Genomic DNA, 13,939 nt, shown 5'->3' with positions numbered 1-13,939 from the left:
CACATGCTAAATAAAAAAATATCTCGAATTTTCGCAGTCTCTCTAGCAGCTGTAATGGGCTGCTTCTCAGGGGCATCCATAGGTGGAACGTTAGATCCATCAGTTAAAGTTGAAGTTAAGATCGATAAGTCAGCGGCATCGGCTCAAAAGCAGATTGACCGGCTTGCCGAAACAACGCTTGATTTGAACGCCGAATACAAAGCGACGTTGACCCAAATTGAGCAGTTCAAGGCTTACAACCTACGTCTTGAAAAATCGATCGCATCTCAAGAAGAAGAGATGGAGTCATTGCAAAATCAAATGAACACCATCGATGAGACTGAGCGTGGTCTTATGCCATTGATGGATGAAATGATTGAGCGACTAGGTAACTTTGTTGAGTTAGATGTTCCATTCCGAAAAGAACAACGTCTTGAAGACGTCGACAAGCTACGTCAAATTATGCTTCGTGCTGACGTATCTACTTCAGAAAAGTATCGAATGATTCTCGGCGCATACGTTGATGAAATTCGTTACGGTAAAGAAACGCTTGTTTATGCCGGTCCAATGGACATCGGTGGAACCGAGCGTGAAGTAGACTTCTTACAATTTGGTCGTACCGCTCTTATGTTCGCAACTCGTGGGGACAATGTACAAGCTGCGATTTGGGACAAAGAAGCCAAAGATTGGGCGTGGTTAGATGGCGGTCAAGCCTCAGCTGTTCGCCGAGCGATCAAAGATATAAATATGAAAGCTAAGAAGCTGATTGTTGTACCTGTAGCGACTCCGGAGAAATAATAATGAAAATGCATAAATTAATTCTGACTTCATTATTCACCGCAACCGTGGGTATGGCACAGGCTGCAGAAGTCAAACAAGTAGACTCGCTTGACGAGTTATTGAAAACCATTAAAGCGGCAGAGCGTACTGAGTCGAGAGAAAATGCTCAACGTATTCAGCGCTTTAAGAATGATCGAAATCAACAACAACGTCTTTTAAACGAAGCGAAAGCTGAGTTAGCTCGCGAAGAAGCACGTAGCGAAGAACTTAAAAAGACTTACGATACCAACGAAGTTCAATTGGGTGAGTTCACTGAACGTTTACGTATCAAGTTGGGTAACCTTGGTGAAGCCATCGGTGTTGTACGTCAGGTTTCTGCTGATGCGGCTGCGACGATCGATACCTCTATCGTGAGCGCACAATATCCAGGTCGCCAACAGACGTTGCTTGAATTGGCTGCTCGTAAAGAGATTCCTACGATTCCTGAGTTACGTTCATTGTGGGTTGCGTTGCAAACAGAAATGAACGAGCAAGGCAAGATCGTTACCTTTGATGGTGAAATGTTGGATCAATCAGGTCGCTCAGTGGTTAAACCCATCACTCGAATCGGTACGTTTAACCTTATCGTAGACGATGAGTTTGTGGTTTATAACCTTGGTTCAAAAAACGTTGAAGCATTACCGAAGCAACCGAAAGAACCAAGCGGTGTTATGGGTGTAGTTTCAAGCTATGCGTCAAGTGGCGGCAAGTTTGCGTTGTTCCCAATCGATCCTTCTCACGGCAACATCGTTGAACGTGAAAAAGACCGTGAAGATTGGTTAGAGCGTTTCGAAGCACATGCTGGCATTGTAGGCTGGGCCATTGTTGTGGTTCTTATTATCGGATTCATCATTGCACTTGAGCGTTTAGGTGTATTGAGTGCGACTGGCGCGAAAATGCGCAAGCAAGCAAAAAGCTCAACACCAGGCAATAACCCGTTGGGTCGAGTTATGTCAGTGTACCTTGCGAACAAAGATGATAGTTTTGAGAACTTAGAGTTGAAATTAGACGAAGCCGTTCTTAAAGAGCTTCCACGATTAGAAACTCGTATTGCAATTATTAAGATTTTCGCCGCTGTCTCTCCATTGATGGGTCTACTCGGAACGGTTACCGGTATGATTGAAACCTTCCAAGGTATTACGCTTTATGGAGCAGGTGACACCAGTGTTATGGCGGGTGGTATTTCGTCAGCATTGATTACAACGGTTCTTGGTATTGTTGCGGCGATTCCTCTAATCTTGTTACATGCATTTGTATCTGCGAAATCGAAAACGTTGGTACACATGTTAGAAGAACAATCGTCTGGGTTAATTGCGCAACACGTTGAAGGTAAGTAATTATGGGGTTAATTAACCTTATAAAAGACTTTCTTGATGCAGGAGGAGGAGTGCTCTATGTAGTAGCACTCGTTCTCTTCCTAATGTGGACCATGATATTCGAACGAATTTGGTACTACACCTTTGTTTTTCCGAAAGAAGCGCGATTAATGATCGCTGAGTGGGAAAATCGAGCGGATACCAGTTCATGGCAAGCAAGAAAGATCCGGGAAGCTTGGATTTCTCAAATGTCTGAGAAGTTGAATACAGGCGTTGGTTTCATTAAGACCCTTGTGGCAATTTGCCCAATGATTGGTCTTCTTGGAACGGTAACTGGAATGATTACAGTATTCGAACTGATGTCGTTATTCGGAACGGGTGATCCTCGCGATATGGCTGGTGGTATTACTCAAGCGACAATTCCGACTATGTCAGGAATGGTTGCGGCTCTGTCAGGGCTGTTTATTTCGACTCGTTTAGAATACACCGCGCGAATTAAAGCTGAGCAGCTCGCTGATCGTATGCCACAGCATTAAGGTTTAGTTATGCCAAAGAAAATTGCAAAGAGACAAGAAGAAGAATCTGAAATCGATATGACGCCGATGCTCGACATCGTGTTCATTATGTTGATTTTCTTTATCGTGACGGCGTCTTTTGTTAAAGAGGCGGGTATCGATGTAACCAATCCTGCCGGTTTAACTGCCACTCCTCGCAGTGATGCGAATATATTTATCGCGATCACCAAAGCGGGCGATGTCTATATAGATAATAAAAAGTCGGAAGTTGAAAAGCTGAAGGTTGAAGTACAAAGGCTTAAGGCTGAGGCACCAGAGGGTTCGATAGTTATTCAGGCAGATAAAGACTCCAAAGCTGGGGTTGTGATGAAAGTACTAGATGCCGTTAAAGGCGCTGGTGTTCAGAACGTGTCTGTCGCAGCAACGAGGCAATAATTATGCAAAGAGTACTGATGGGGCTAGTTCTTGGCTTAGGTATTACATTTGGACTATTTATATTAATGTCGGTATTGGTTAAGCGCGATTCTGGCGAGTTCAAAAGTAAGAACTATGCCGCTGTTGATTATGGCGCTTTAGAAGTCGAGCGTGACGTAAAGCGTAAAGAACGTCGTGCTCCGAAGAAGCCACCACCACCGAAAGAGCCACCGCCACCAGAAACTCAAAAGGTGTCGAAGGTGACCAATCCGAACATGCAAACAATGAACATTCAATTGTCAAAGCTCGATGTTAATGTCGGTGCAGGGGGAATGTTTATTGGGAATATGCAGCAAATGATGTCACAAGATGGAGAAGCGATTCCATTGGTGATCATTGAGCCGCAATATCCTCGAAAAGCAGCAATGGAAGGGATTACTGGCTTTGTTCGCTTTAAATTTACGGTGAAAGCGGACGGGTACGCGAAAGACGTGGAAATCGTAGACTCAAATCCACGCCGTGTATTTGACCGAGAAGCTCGCCGAGCAATCTATAAATGGCGCTTCAAACCAAGAGTTGTGGATGGCAAAGCGGTTGACCAACCGAACATGTTTTACACACTCGAATTCAAGTTAGCGCAATAGGGCAGTAGAGGTAGCTATGAAAAAAATAATGCATCTATTGGGTAGTTTGGCAGTTGTTGGTTCGATGGCACAAATTGCAGTGGCGGCAGAAACACCCGCAGCGCCACCAAAGCCACCGAAAAAGGCTGTCGACTTGAAGACTCGTTACACTAGTTCGTGTAAATCTTTAGCGGCAACCAAAGAACCAGAAAAGCGTCCGTTTAAATCGGTTCCTGAAGGTGTTCACAAGCGTTTGAACAAAGCCATGGAATTAATGGGTGCAGAAAACTACACCGAAGCGTTAGAAGAGTTGAAAGGGCTTTACGAGCGCAATCAGTCGAATTCTTATGTGAAAGCTTTACTAGCGATGAACTTGGGTAATCTGTATATCAATATGGATCAAACGGCTCAAGCGAAGCGTTATTTCGAAATTGCTTTGAATGAGAAATCAATGCAAATTAATCGTGAGCAGTCGGCACGGTTAAACTTAGCCAATTTCCATTACGCTGACGAGAACTATGACCGAGCGTTAGAGTTAGTCATGGATTGGTTTAAATATGAAACCAAGCCGAGCGCAATGGGTTACACCTTGCTTGCCGGTATTTATATGCAGAAAGGTCAGCTTTCTAAGTCTATTTGTCCTGCATATATGGCGGTAATGGAGTCGGATGAGCATCGCAGCAGCGTGTTCACTTTGTTGTTGAGTGCTCACAATGAGCTGAATGACCGCCCAGGCACGATCAAAATTGCTCGAGCAATGGTAGAAGTATGGCCTGAAGAAGCGAAAAACTGGCGTATGCTTGCATCTTTGTATGCCGCATCTGAACAGTACGATATGTCTTTGGCCATTATGTCGTTGATGCATCGTCAAAAGATGTTCGATACAAAAGATGACTATATGCAATTGTCTTCATTGTTTGCGATGGCCAGTGCGCCGTTTAAAGCTGCTGAAATCTTAAAAGAAGGTTTAAGTAAAGGCTTGGTAGAGTCAAACGAGAGCAACTGGAAAAATGTTGGGCAAAACTACCATGCAGCAAACGAGTTGAAATTGGCTATTCAAGCATTTGAAGAAGCGAATAAGTTCGTTGATACTGGTGAGCATTTAGCAAAACAAGGTCGCTTGTACTCACTTCTTGACGAATGGGAAGGCGCTATTCGTGCTTATGACCGTGCTCTGTCGAAAGGTAAGTTAGAAGACACTGGTAAAGTTGTTTATGACAAAGGTATTGCTCTTTATTATGCCAATAAGTTTGATGCTGCGATTGAAGCACTTCAAGATGCAGCCAAATACAAATCAGTTGGCAAGAAAGCAACACAATGGGCCAGCTATGTTGAGCGTCGTAAACAAACGCTTGAAGAGTTAGCCGCACAATAAGCGATAATTATTTGAACTTTAAAAAGGCCGCACCATGCGGCCTTTTTTCTACCTTCGTTCTTTTACTATTCGTTTCATTACTCCGTTATAAGTTCTCGTTTTGATTTTTTCTTAGAGCTCTCTTTATTTTTTAGCCACCTAGTATTTCTTTGATAAGCACACACTTGCAAAACTAGCTGATCAATGGCGTTACTTATTCGTTTTGAGTATTGGGTTTGGTAAAGAATTTAGCAAAGAACATAGCAAAGGGTATGGCCAAAAATATATCAAAAAATATGGCAAAGAAAAGTCGGTTTTGAGTTGGCTTAAAGAGACAGCGTGACTTGTCATGTGTGTACTTTTAAACCTAATGTCTGAATACCGAGTTTTTTAATTCTGAACCTATAGGAGGGAGCCAGGATCTATATTCCTGAGCCCAAAATGCTGGACGATGAGTATCGCGACGGTGGCTTTTGAATTAACGGTATTCTGTGAGTTTAGTTCTTTAGGTTCAAGATTATGTTTGTAAGATTGAGTTATAGATTGAGAACAGAAACCTGAGACTGGCATCAACGCTAGCCTTTGATAATGTCCGCTGTCATTGCTTAGTGTTTACTCTTCTTAGTCAGCTATCTTTTGAAACTACACGTATTTGAAAGCGCGTTTTTTATCCTACCGCATATCTATTGGATGATATGGTTGACGAAATTTTGTTATTCATATCGTAATGCATCGATTGGTTTTAGGTTAGCGGCTTTAGCCGCCGGTAAAATACCAAACAACACGCCAATTCCGGCTGAAAAGCCAAAAGCTACCGCTATCGCCCAAAAAGGAACATTCGCTGCAGGAAAGTTGGGTATGACGGCTGATGCTAACATACCAAGGCCATAGCCAATAATAATTCCCAGTACACCACCGAGTAGCGATAACACCACTGATTCAATTAAGAATTGTAATAATATATGGTGACGCTTGGCACCAATGGCCTTACAAATCCCAATTTCTCGCGTTCTCTCGGTAACCGATACCAACATGATGTTCATAATACCGATGCCGCCGACTAGCAACGATATACTGACAATTCCGCCTAACACAACCGTTATCGAGTCGATAATACTGGTGAAAGAACTTCGAAGTTGTTCTGCGGTTTGAATCTTAAAATCGTCAGCTTCGGATGCTTCGAGCTTATGATTTTGCCTTAAAATTTGACTGATCTTTTTTCGACTAGTTTCCAAGGTATCGGTATTGGTTAGCGATAATTGAATGTCCATTTGAAAGGAAGATTGGCGACCAATTAAGCTTTGTATCGTACTGAAGGGGATAAACAAAATATTATCTTGATCAATACCAAAAATCTCACCCTTTGATTCAGTCACACCAACAACTTTAAACCATTCACTCCCCACTTGAATGTATTCACCAAGAGGGTTTTGAGGAAGACTAAGCGCCTTAATGAGAGATTGGCCTATCACGGCGACGCGACGTCTTTTTCGATCATCGCTGTAAGACAGAAATCGACCCTGTTCGATATACAACGAATTTACATTTCGATAGTTTAAGTTGGTGCCAATGACATTACTAATTTCGACTTGGGAGCCAAATTTAACTTCTCGAATTTTTCCAAACCCTGTGACAATGGGTGTAATGGCATCAACTTCACTGACTCGTGCTTTGATGTCTTCGAAATCTTGTAATGAAATTTTCGCTATCTTTCCTTTAAGGGCTTCTTTTAATGGAGTGTACGCACGAACCGTTAATGTGTTTGAACCTAGGTTTTGGAATTCCGAGTTAATGGAGTAGCTGAGACCCTGTACCACCGATACTACGGCAATGACACTCGCGACGCCGATAATGATGCCTAACGTCGTTAAGAAGGATCGAAAGCCATGAGCTTTGATTGAAAGGAGCGCTGAACGAAAGCTTTCAATAAGGCTATGCATGGTGATCCTTAATTACTTTTCCATCTTTCATGGTAATCGTTCTTTGACAGTGTGCCGCAATATCGGGCTCGTGGGTGACCATAATGATGGTTTGACCTTCGCTGTGCAGCTGGTCAAACAGTTTCATGATATCGACGGTTGTTTGTGAATCTAAGTTACCTGTCGGCTCGTCAGCAAGTAATATAGACGGCTCGGTAACCAGCGCGCGAGCAATAGCGACGCGTTGCCGTTGTCCGCCGGATAACTCATTGGGTAAATGGTGAGCGCGCTCGCTTAAGTTCACTTTAGCCAAAGCTTGCTGTGCCTTTTCTTTTCGTGCTGAAAGTGAAAAGCCTCGATAGATGAGAGGTTGCATAACGTTATGCAGTGCGGATGCTCGAGGCAGCAAGTTGAAGCTCTGAAAGATAAACCCAATTTCGCGATTACGAATTTCAGCCAGCTTTGACTCAGGCAATTGCGCAACGTTAGTGCCGTTGAGAAAATATTCACCAGCAGTAGGACTATCAAGACAACCAAGAATATTCATCATTGTTGATTTACCTGAGCCAGAAGCTCCGATAAAGCCAATGAACTCATTCGACTCGATAATCAGACTGACGTCATCAAGAGCCTTCACAACCTGGTCGCCCATGGCGTAATGCTTTTGAATGCCGGATAACTCGATCAACGCCATGTTAGGGTTCCTTGATAACGACTTCATCACCATCATTTAAATGCCGAAGGGTTCTATCGGGCCCTTTAATGATTTCAGCGAGTTCAGGAATGCCTTCGATGACCTCTATGTAATTATCGTCAGAAGCGCCGGTCTTAATCTCATGCTTTTTCGCGACACCATTGTCGTAGGTGAACACATAGCGCTTTACAAGATTTTCAGAGCGCTTCTCGTTCACGATGACTGCTTGTAGAGGCACCGCGGTGACCGGATCCGATGAGTTTGTATAAATTTCGGCCCGGCAGCTCATGCCTGGCTTTAAGGCAATACCGGCATCATCGAGAATTGAAAGCTTAACTAAGAAACTCAATCCTTGTCGACCCGCGACGGTTTTTGCTGACGTTGCGATAGATTTTACTTCGCCTTTAATTGGATCATCCGGATAAGCGATCGCGACGATACTGGCGCTTTGGCCAACTCGAATGTTCGCTACATCTGCCTCATCAACAAACACCTCGGTAATGGTGCTTTCTGGGTTAGCGATGGTCATCAATGAAGAACCCGCTATATTGGTTGAGCTAGCAATCGCTGTTTCGCCTTCTTTAATATCGAGTGAAGTGACACGTCCGTTAATTGGGGCGAGAACACGGGTTTTTTGTAATTGATCTTGGGCCTGATTAAGCTGTGCCTCGGCTTGCAACAAAGACTCTTTAGCTGACTTTACATCGATTCGAGCAAGCTCTAATTGACTGGTAAATGCCTCATAGGCGTCGTCGTCGATCAGCTTTTGTTGGTGCAGTTTTCGCTTACGTTCCCATTGTCGCTCGAGGTTATCGAGTTGAACGAGCTGCTTTTCAATCGCAATCTTCTGCATTCGAACAACAGCTTCTCGTTGGCGCACGGTTGCGGCATAGGTTTCATCATCGAGCACTAATAACAGTTGACCTTTTTTGACGTAATCGCCCTCAATTACCCGAACCTCTTTCACTTTGCCAATAACTTCGGTGGTCAACCTAACTTGATCTTCATGAGCTAGGCGACCAGAAGCGAGCACCGAGGTGTGAATGACTCGCTCCGTTGCCGTCGTCACTTCAATCTGTTTAACGGTCGTTTGTTTGAGACTTTTGACTAACGGAATAGCGACCAAAAGTACTGCGATAATAATTAATATGAGTATTTTCTTCATAAGCCTATACAACAATAACGAGTGCCCAGATTCCATAAATTAAACCAAATGGTAAGAAACCAATCACATAGGCAGTACCTGTGCCACATTTGGTAAAAGCTTTGTAGCCAATGGCCATCAATATTGAACCCCAAATTGAGGTAAGATCGAAGCTGGTGGCAAAGGTGTACCAGGCGTTTCCTGGTTCGAGGCTTAGGATCAAATCATTGATATTAAGGCCCTTTAATGCCGACTGAGGAATTTGATTTGTACTCGAGAACAAAATTTGTAAGATAGACACGAGTGATGAAAAAACCGCGACTAAAGAAGACCAACAAGAAAGCGTGAAACACTGTCCAAATCTAAGGTCATCGTTGCGAATATTAGATACGATCAGTAGATACAGGCTGTAAATAGCAAAAATAATTGGAACCATTACGATAGTACTGCCCACCGTTATGCCTAACATCGTATTTGCACCCATGGACTCATACATCTTTAATGCTTCTTCTTTTTGCAACTTACTCATATCTTGAGTCGATATGGTTTGCTCAATCGACCAACTGAAATCGACCACTTGATAGTAGTAAACCCATGACACTACTGCAGAAAGAATAATCAATATTAACGGAAACCAAGCTCTGCCATGGACTCGTAAGTCGGCAAAGGCCTCGCTTGGTGAGGTGATTAAATTTAAGGTTGTTTTTAAAAGTCCTGATTGTTCACTCATACATAGTCCCCCTTTATTGTCCTTTAGCTAATCGCAGCGCATTGAGTCTTTTGAAATTATGGTTCGAGAGTAGCAGTCGAACGCGGCAATAGCAGCTTAGTATCGTAAGTTTCTGGTTTATTACAGAGTTTATGAAAATTCTGTAAGTATTTAAGATAACGCTGGACTTTAGCCTTTATTCCATCTCCGGAGAAATACATATGATTGAAGTGAAAGATCTGGCTAAATCCTTTCGGTATGACAAGGTCGCCTTAAAAGAGAAGAAAAAACGGGTACAGTCGTCAGTTGATCCTAGAGAAGACGACTTTCATTTTCATGCAGTGCGAAATGTCCACTTTCGCTGTGAACCGGGCAAAGTTCTCGGATTGCTTGGTCCTAATGGTGCCGGTAAGACCACGACGTTACGGATGTTATCGACCGCACTGTCACCGAGTTCGGGCAGTATTATTATTGATAATACCGATGTTGTTGATGAACCATTGGTGATGCGTCGTCAAATAGGCTTTCTATCGGGCAAAACCAGCTTATACCGACGTCTTACTGTGCGCGAGAACGTGCGTTATTTTGGGCGTCTGCATGGCATTGAGAAAGCTAAATTAGAAGAAGAGATTGATCGGGTATTTTCATTACTCGATATTCACTCTTTTGAAAATAAGCGTGCTGAAGATCTTTCCACGGGCATGGCGCAACGAGCAAACATTGCTCGCACGGTGATTCATTCCCCAAAAGTATTGGTACTTGATGAGCCAACCACAGGTTTAGATGTTATCAGTGCGAAAACCATTGTTGATTTTATTGATTCGTATCGCGGCTCCGATGTTTCGGTTATTTTCTCTACGCATCACTTACACGAAGTAGAGTCGGTGTGTGATCAGGTGACTTTGATTGATAAGGGACAAACCTGTTTTGTCGGCACGACGGATGAGTTTAGAGCGCTCGGAGGAAGTGATGATCTCTATTCATCCTTTTTAACCTTGGTGGGTGGTGATGCGTCGTCGGGTGGCCATTCGAAAGTAGAGAAGGGGCAATAATTATGTGGGAAATTTATAAGAAAGAATTTCTAGAGCTGGTTCGAGACAAACGAACTTTAATCTTTACCATATTGCTTCCTACGCTGATTATGCCAGTCATGATGGGCGGCTTCGTGTATATGATCCATAAATTAGAAACAAAGGCGAAGAATGAAGAACTTAGTTATATTGTCCAAAATGCTGCTGAGTTACCTGAATTAGTTAACTTGCTGCAAGAGCAAAAGAACTTTAAGCGTTTAGAACCTGAAAACGTTGAGCAGCTCTCAATAGAGGAGATTAAGCAACAAATTCAGGATAAAAAATATAAGTTTGCGGTTGTAATTAAGCCTGATAGTGCAAAGGTTTTGGGTGAAGGAAAGCAAATTACAACTGACTTATATTTTAATAGTGCGTCGGTCACTAATAAGGTCTATCAGCGAGTTAAACCTGCGTTTGATAGCTTTAATGAAAAGCATCAAGAGAAGTTACTTGCACGATTTAATTTTGATGAAGAATCGTTAAAAGGTTTAACTAAACCGATTGATATTAAACGAATCAATACCGCCGATAAACGCGAGGATATTGGTGAAAAGCTAGGTTGGTTATTGCCGTATATTCTTATTATATTGATTCTAACCGGAGCCATGTACCCAGCACTTGATTTAGGGGTTGGTGAAAAAGAGCGGGGAACCTTAGAAACTCTGTTATTAACCCCTGTCTCTCGAACGAAAGTGGTTTTGGCTAAGTTCTTTGTTATTTTTAGTACCGGCTTTTTAACGGTGTTTTTAATGATAGTGAGTTTGGCTTTGTGGCTATTAATTGGAGGGCCATTTTTAGCGATTGAAGGCTTGAGTAAGCTGACTCAAATTATTAGTGTGGTTGATCTATTATCCGCCTTTGTAATGCTTATTCCCGTTGCAGCGATCTTTGCATCCTTGTTACTTTGTGCCTCTATTTACGCAAAGAACTACAAAGAGGCACAAAACTACATGTCTCCGATCATGATGTTTGCCATAGTGCCGGTGGTGTTCTCGATATTGCCGGGTGTTCAACTCGATTCTACTTGGGCTTGGGTACCATTAACGAATGTATCCCTTGCCATTAAAGAGATTGTAAAAGGCACCATTGATTACGGCATGATGGGCATTATCTTTATTTCGACCACCATTGTCGCTGGCGGGCTTCTCTACTTCTGTGTTCGTTTCTTTAATCGAGAATCTGTGCTGTTCAGAACCTAGGGGGCACTTAAAATTAGGAATGACTCAAAATAAAGATGAGTTTTATTGTGTAACTCTTTAAGTTGCATCGACTTATCGTTCTGCAAACCCGCAAGCTAGTGCTAGCTTGTGGGTTCTGTCTCCTTTCAATCCAGGCTCTTATTAATCATAAAAATGCCTTCTGCATTGACAACAAATCTCTATATGTCTATAAAATGTGTAGAGATACGTAACTAGTAACGAAAAGTTGAAGTGAGGAGTTGGCTATTGCAATGGATAAGTCGCTAAGTGACTATGGGCTTTTAACCTTAGGGAGTACCTTCCGAAAACTCAGTGATGAGCTTACCAGAGAGGTTGATAAACTTTACCAGTCTCAGCAGCTCGATATTGCGGCTCGTCAGCTCCCCTGTTTAATGTTGATACGAGACAATGGTCAGATATCGGTGACTCAACTGGCGCAGAAGCTAGGGCAAACCCATCCGGCGGTGGTGCAGCTTAGTAAAAAGCTCATTGCTAATGGATGGGTGTTTGATTTGCCTGATCCAAAAGACGACCGACGACGATTGATGAGTCTTACGCCTCAAGGTTATACCTACCTTGACCAAATGGAGCCCTGTTTAAAAGCGATTCGAAAGACGCTTGAGAGTGCGCTTGGGCCGGACTTTAAAGCTTTTATTCAACAATTGACTGCGCTAGAGAGCTTTTTACACAATGAGTCATTTGCTGCCGCCGCGGGGAGAGTCGTCTCACTCAAACGTCTACACGATTTTTCTGTGCACGAATTTACCCCTAGCGATAGTGATGATTTTAGAGACTTAAATTATCAGTGGTTAGAAGAATACTTCTATATCGAAGAGCTGGATAAAAAGGTATTGGGCAACCCCCAGCAAACGATTATTGAACCCGGCGGGCGAATATTCATGGGTAAGAGAAATGGCGAAAATATTGCGACTTGCGCGCTAATCAAGGCGGATGACAGGCGCGTTGAATTGTCTAAAATGGCGGTCGATAAGCGATATCGAAGCAGTGGGCTTGGTCGGCAATTACTGCATTATGTTTTAGAAGCGTTCAAGCAGTCTGATTATGAAACATTATTCCTAGAGTCAAACAGCAAACTGGTTCCAGCGATAAAACTCTACGAATCACTTGGGTTTGTTCACAAGCCCAATCCAACCGGTCCTTCGAAATATGATCGAGCCGATGTTTATATGGAATATCAAGGTTAGGTTTGACTGGTTAATTTGGAATGAATTAATCGAGATTTTGAGTTTGGATTACGAGTAACTTATATAACATCAGAATTAGATATATGTCTGTAATGCCAAGTAATGAGAACTTATAATAAAACCATTCAACCTCTGCGCTTAATAAGTCGCTGAATCTTGCGGACCGCACTAAGTGCGCTCTAACTAGGTACCCGGTCAATAAATGAATATCAAAAAAGTATTGTATTTATTACTCTCTTCTGTTTTTGTGATTATGCTAATCGTGTCTATAAATAATACGACGAAATGGGCTAGAGATTTTTATGGTTTAACAATACTAACTTCACTATCAAGTGAGGATCTTTCTTACAATCCGTTTTCAAAAGATTTTTCTTGGATTAGTCCGAGCATGGCATTGTATATTCTCAAAACTCGGGAGTATCCATATGAAAGTTGTTCTGATATGTCCATTGAGTTTAGTCGTTGTGGAGAGCCAAAGGTAGAAGTTGCATCAAGGTTTATTGGTATTGTTAGTCGAGAAGCAGAAGAGAGAGCATTCGAGCTAATAAAGTTTCTAATTAAAAAAGGAGAGCCAATAGATGCATATTCTTCAGAAGGATATACGGCTCTTCAATCTGCAGTACTCAGTAATGAACCAGAACTCGTATCTTTGTTGCTCAAATCAGGGGCTAACCCATACCTTCCTATCAAACGAGATAGTAGTGTCTATGGGAAAAATTCAATTGAGTTTGTAGACTTGTTAATAGAAGCGAACAAGGCAGATTTCTCTAAAGTAAAAGAGATAATGGTTACTAATTTGCCTAAGAATTAGGTGCCGTTAATGCCTCAAGGTGCAAACTGATTTAGGCGTTAAACGGTTTTATCCTTACCGAATGTCCGCTTTTGTCCGAAAGCTGAAACGTAAAGTGTACAATTAGGTCAAAGTCTTAAATTCAATCGTTCAGTGCGGGTATGAGCTACCACAAGTAAATCAAGCGTT

The 13,939-nt window shown here is 42.5% G+C and carries 14 protein-coding genes; 10 read left to right on the top strand and 4 right to left on the bottom strand.

All coding sequences use genetic code 11. The annotated features are described in order from the left end of the window. Positions 1 to 3: 3 nt before the first annotated feature. From Q9312_RS06495 to Q9312_RS06470, 6 genes are read left to right on the top strand one after another with little or no spacing between them, the layout of a single operon-like run. Complete coding sequence (locus Q9312_RS06495) at positions 4 to 777, top strand: DUF3450 domain-containing protein (protein ID WP_309203777.1); 774 nt, start codon at positions 4 to 6, stop codon at positions 775 to 777. Between the two features lie 2 nt (positions 778 to 779). Next, positions 780 to 2,135, top strand: coding sequence for a MotA/TolQ/ExbB proton channel family protein (locus tag Q9312_RS06490; RefSeq protein ID WP_309203776.1), 1,356 nt, complete (start codon positions 780 to 782; stop codon positions 2,133 to 2,135). A gap of 2 nt (positions 2,136 to 2,137) precedes the next feature. Next, complete coding sequence (locus tag Q9312_RS06485; RefSeq protein ID WP_309203775.1) at positions 2,138 to 2,650, top strand: MotA/TolQ/ExbB proton channel family protein; 513 nt, start codon at positions 2,138 to 2,140, stop codon at positions 2,648 to 2,650. A 9-nt stretch (positions 2,651 to 2,659) separates the two neighbouring features. Next, the gene (locus Q9312_RS06480) at positions 2,660 to 3,064 is read left to right on the top strand and encodes an ExbD/TolR family protein (protein ID WP_309203774.1); all 405 of its coding nucleotides are present in this window, start codon (positions 2,660 to 2,662) and stop codon (positions 3,062 to 3,064) included. Between the two features lie 2 nt (positions 3,065 to 3,066). Continuing rightward, the gene (locus Q9312_RS06475; protein WP_309203773.1) at positions 3,067 to 3,687 is read left to right on the top strand and encodes an energy transducer TonB; all 621 of its coding nucleotides are present in this window, start codon (positions 3,067 to 3,069) and stop codon (positions 3,685 to 3,687) included. 16 nt (positions 3,688 to 3,703) lie between these two features. Beyond that, complete coding sequence (locus tag Q9312_RS06470; protein WP_309203772.1) at positions 3,704 to 5,041, top strand: tetratricopeptide repeat protein; 1,338 nt, start codon at positions 3,704 to 3,706, stop codon at positions 5,039 to 5,041. 692 nt (positions 5,042 to 5,733) lie between these two features. On the opposite strand, the gene Q9312_RS06465 is transcribed toward Q9312_RS06470, so the two are convergent. Genes Q9312_RS06465 through Q9312_RS06450 form a run of 4 tightly spaced genes read right to left on the bottom strand, consistent with a single transcriptional unit; the run spans position 5,734 to position 9,507 of the window. Next, the gene (locus Q9312_RS06465) at positions 5,734 to 6,960 is read right to left on the bottom strand and encodes an ABC transporter permease (protein WP_309203771.1); all 1,227 of its coding nucleotides are present in this window, start codon (positions 6,958 to 6,960) and stop codon (positions 5,734 to 5,736) included. Then, positions 6,953 to 7,633, bottom strand: a complete 681-nt coding sequence (locus Q9312_RS06460; RefSeq protein WP_309203770.1) for an ABC transporter ATP-binding protein — start codon at positions 7,631 to 7,633, stop codon at positions 6,953 to 6,955. The genes Q9312_RS06465 and Q9312_RS06460 overlap by 8 nt, the downstream gene beginning before the upstream one ends. Position 7,634: 1 nt before the next feature. After that, positions 7,635 to 8,798 (bottom strand): efflux RND transporter periplasmic adaptor subunit, encoded by a 1,164-nt coding sequence (locus tag Q9312_RS06455; RefSeq protein ID WP_309203769.1) that lies wholly within the window; start codon positions 8,796 to 8,798, stop codon positions 7,635 to 7,637. 4 nt (positions 8,799 to 8,802) lie between these two features. Further along, positions 8,803 to 9,507: a YIP1 family protein gene (locus Q9312_RS06450; RefSeq protein WP_309203768.1), complete on the bottom strand. Its 705-nt coding sequence runs from the start codon at positions 9,505 to 9,507 to the stop codon at positions 8,803 to 8,805. 200 nt (positions 9,508 to 9,707) lie between these two features. Between Q9312_RS06450 and Q9312_RS06445 the strand changes: the two genes are divergently transcribed. The 4 genes from Q9312_RS06445 (at position 9,708) to Q9312_RS06430 (ending at position 13,771) form a co-directional block, all read left to right on the top strand. After that, positions 9,708 to 10,538 (top strand): ABC transporter ATP-binding protein, encoded by an 831-nt coding sequence (locus tag Q9312_RS06445; RefSeq protein WP_309203767.1) that lies wholly within the window; start codon positions 9,708 to 9,710, stop codon positions 10,536 to 10,538. Positions 10,539 to 10,540: 2 nt separating this feature from the next. After that, a complete protein-coding gene (locus Q9312_RS06440; protein ID WP_309203766.1) occupies positions 10,541 to 11,755 on the top strand; it encodes an ABC transporter permease in 1,215 nt (404 codons plus the stop codon). A 251-nt stretch (positions 11,756 to 12,006) separates the two neighbouring features. Further along, positions 12,007 to 12,960, top strand: a complete 954-nt coding sequence (locus tag Q9312_RS06435; RefSeq protein WP_309203765.1) for a bifunctional helix-turn-helix transcriptional regulator/GNAT family N-acetyltransferase — start codon at positions 12,007 to 12,009, stop codon at positions 12,958 to 12,960. Positions 12,961 to 13,162: 202 nt separating this feature from the next. Then, positions 13,163 to 13,771, top strand: coding sequence for an ankyrin repeat domain-containing protein (locus tag Q9312_RS06430; RefSeq protein ID WP_309203764.1), 609 nt, complete (start codon positions 13,163 to 13,165; stop codon positions 13,769 to 13,771). Positions 13,772 to 13,939 lie beyond the last annotated feature (168 nt).

This window comes from Pleionea litopenaei (assembly GCF_031198435.1).
Taxonomy (GTDB): domain Bacteria; phylum Pseudomonadota; class Gammaproteobacteria; order Enterobacterales; family Kangiellaceae; genus Pleionea; species Pleionea litopenaei.
The sequence above is the reverse complement of the archived record's forward strand: the minus strand, read 5'-3'. Positions and strand labels throughout refer to the sequence as shown.

Excerpts from the sequence above, each read along its gene's own strand:
- Q9312_RS06495 (WP_309203777.1), top strand. The coding sequence starts at position 4 with ATGCTAAATAAAAAAATATCTCGAATTTTCGCAGTCTCTCTAGCAGCT.
- Q9312_RS06490 (WP_309203776.1), top strand. The coding sequence starts at position 780 with ATGAAAATGCATAAATTAATTCTGACTTCATTATTCACCGCAACCGTG.
- Q9312_RS06485 (WP_309203775.1), top strand. The coding sequence starts at position 2,138 with ATGGGGTTAATTAACCTTATAAAAGACTTTCTTGATGCAGGAGGAGGA.
- Q9312_RS06480 (WP_309203774.1), top strand. The coding sequence starts at position 2,660 with ATGCCAAAGAAAATTGCAAAGAGACAAGAAGAAGAATCTGAAATCGAT.
- Q9312_RS06475 (WP_309203773.1), top strand. The coding sequence starts at position 3,067 with ATGCAAAGAGTACTGATGGGGCTAGTTCTTGGCTTAGGTATTACATTT.
- Q9312_RS06470 (WP_309203772.1), top strand. The coding sequence starts at position 3,704 with ATGAAAAAAATAATGCATCTATTGGGTAGTTTGGCAGTTGTTGGTTCG.
- Q9312_RS06465 (WP_309203771.1), bottom strand. The coding sequence starts at position 6,960 with ATGCATAGCCTTATTGAAAGCTTTCGTTCAGCGCTCCTTTCAATCAAA.
- Q9312_RS06460 (WP_309203770.1), bottom strand. The coding sequence starts at position 7,633 with ATGGCGTTGATCGAGTTATCCGGCATTCAAAAGCATTACGCCATGGGC.
- Q9312_RS06455 (WP_309203769.1), bottom strand. The coding sequence starts at position 8,798 with ATGAAGAAAATACTCATATTAATTATTATCGCAGTACTTTTGGTCGCT.
- Q9312_RS06450 (WP_309203768.1), bottom strand. The coding sequence starts at position 9,507 with ATGAGTGAACAATCAGGACTTTTAAAAACAACCTTAAATTTAATCACC.
- Q9312_RS06445 (WP_309203767.1), top strand. The coding sequence starts at position 9,708 with ATGATTGAAGTGAAAGATCTGGCTAAATCCTTTCGGTATGACAAGGTC.
- Q9312_RS06440 (WP_309203766.1), top strand. The coding sequence starts at position 10,541 with ATGTGGGAAATTTATAAGAAAGAATTTCTAGAGCTGGTTCGAGACAAA.
- Q9312_RS06435 (WP_309203765.1), top strand. The coding sequence starts at position 12,007 with ATGGATAAGTCGCTAAGTGACTATGGGCTTTTAACCTTAGGGAGTACC.
- Q9312_RS06430 (WP_309203764.1), top strand. The coding sequence starts at position 13,163 with ATGAATATCAAAAAAGTATTGTATTTATTACTCTCTTCTGTTTTTGTG.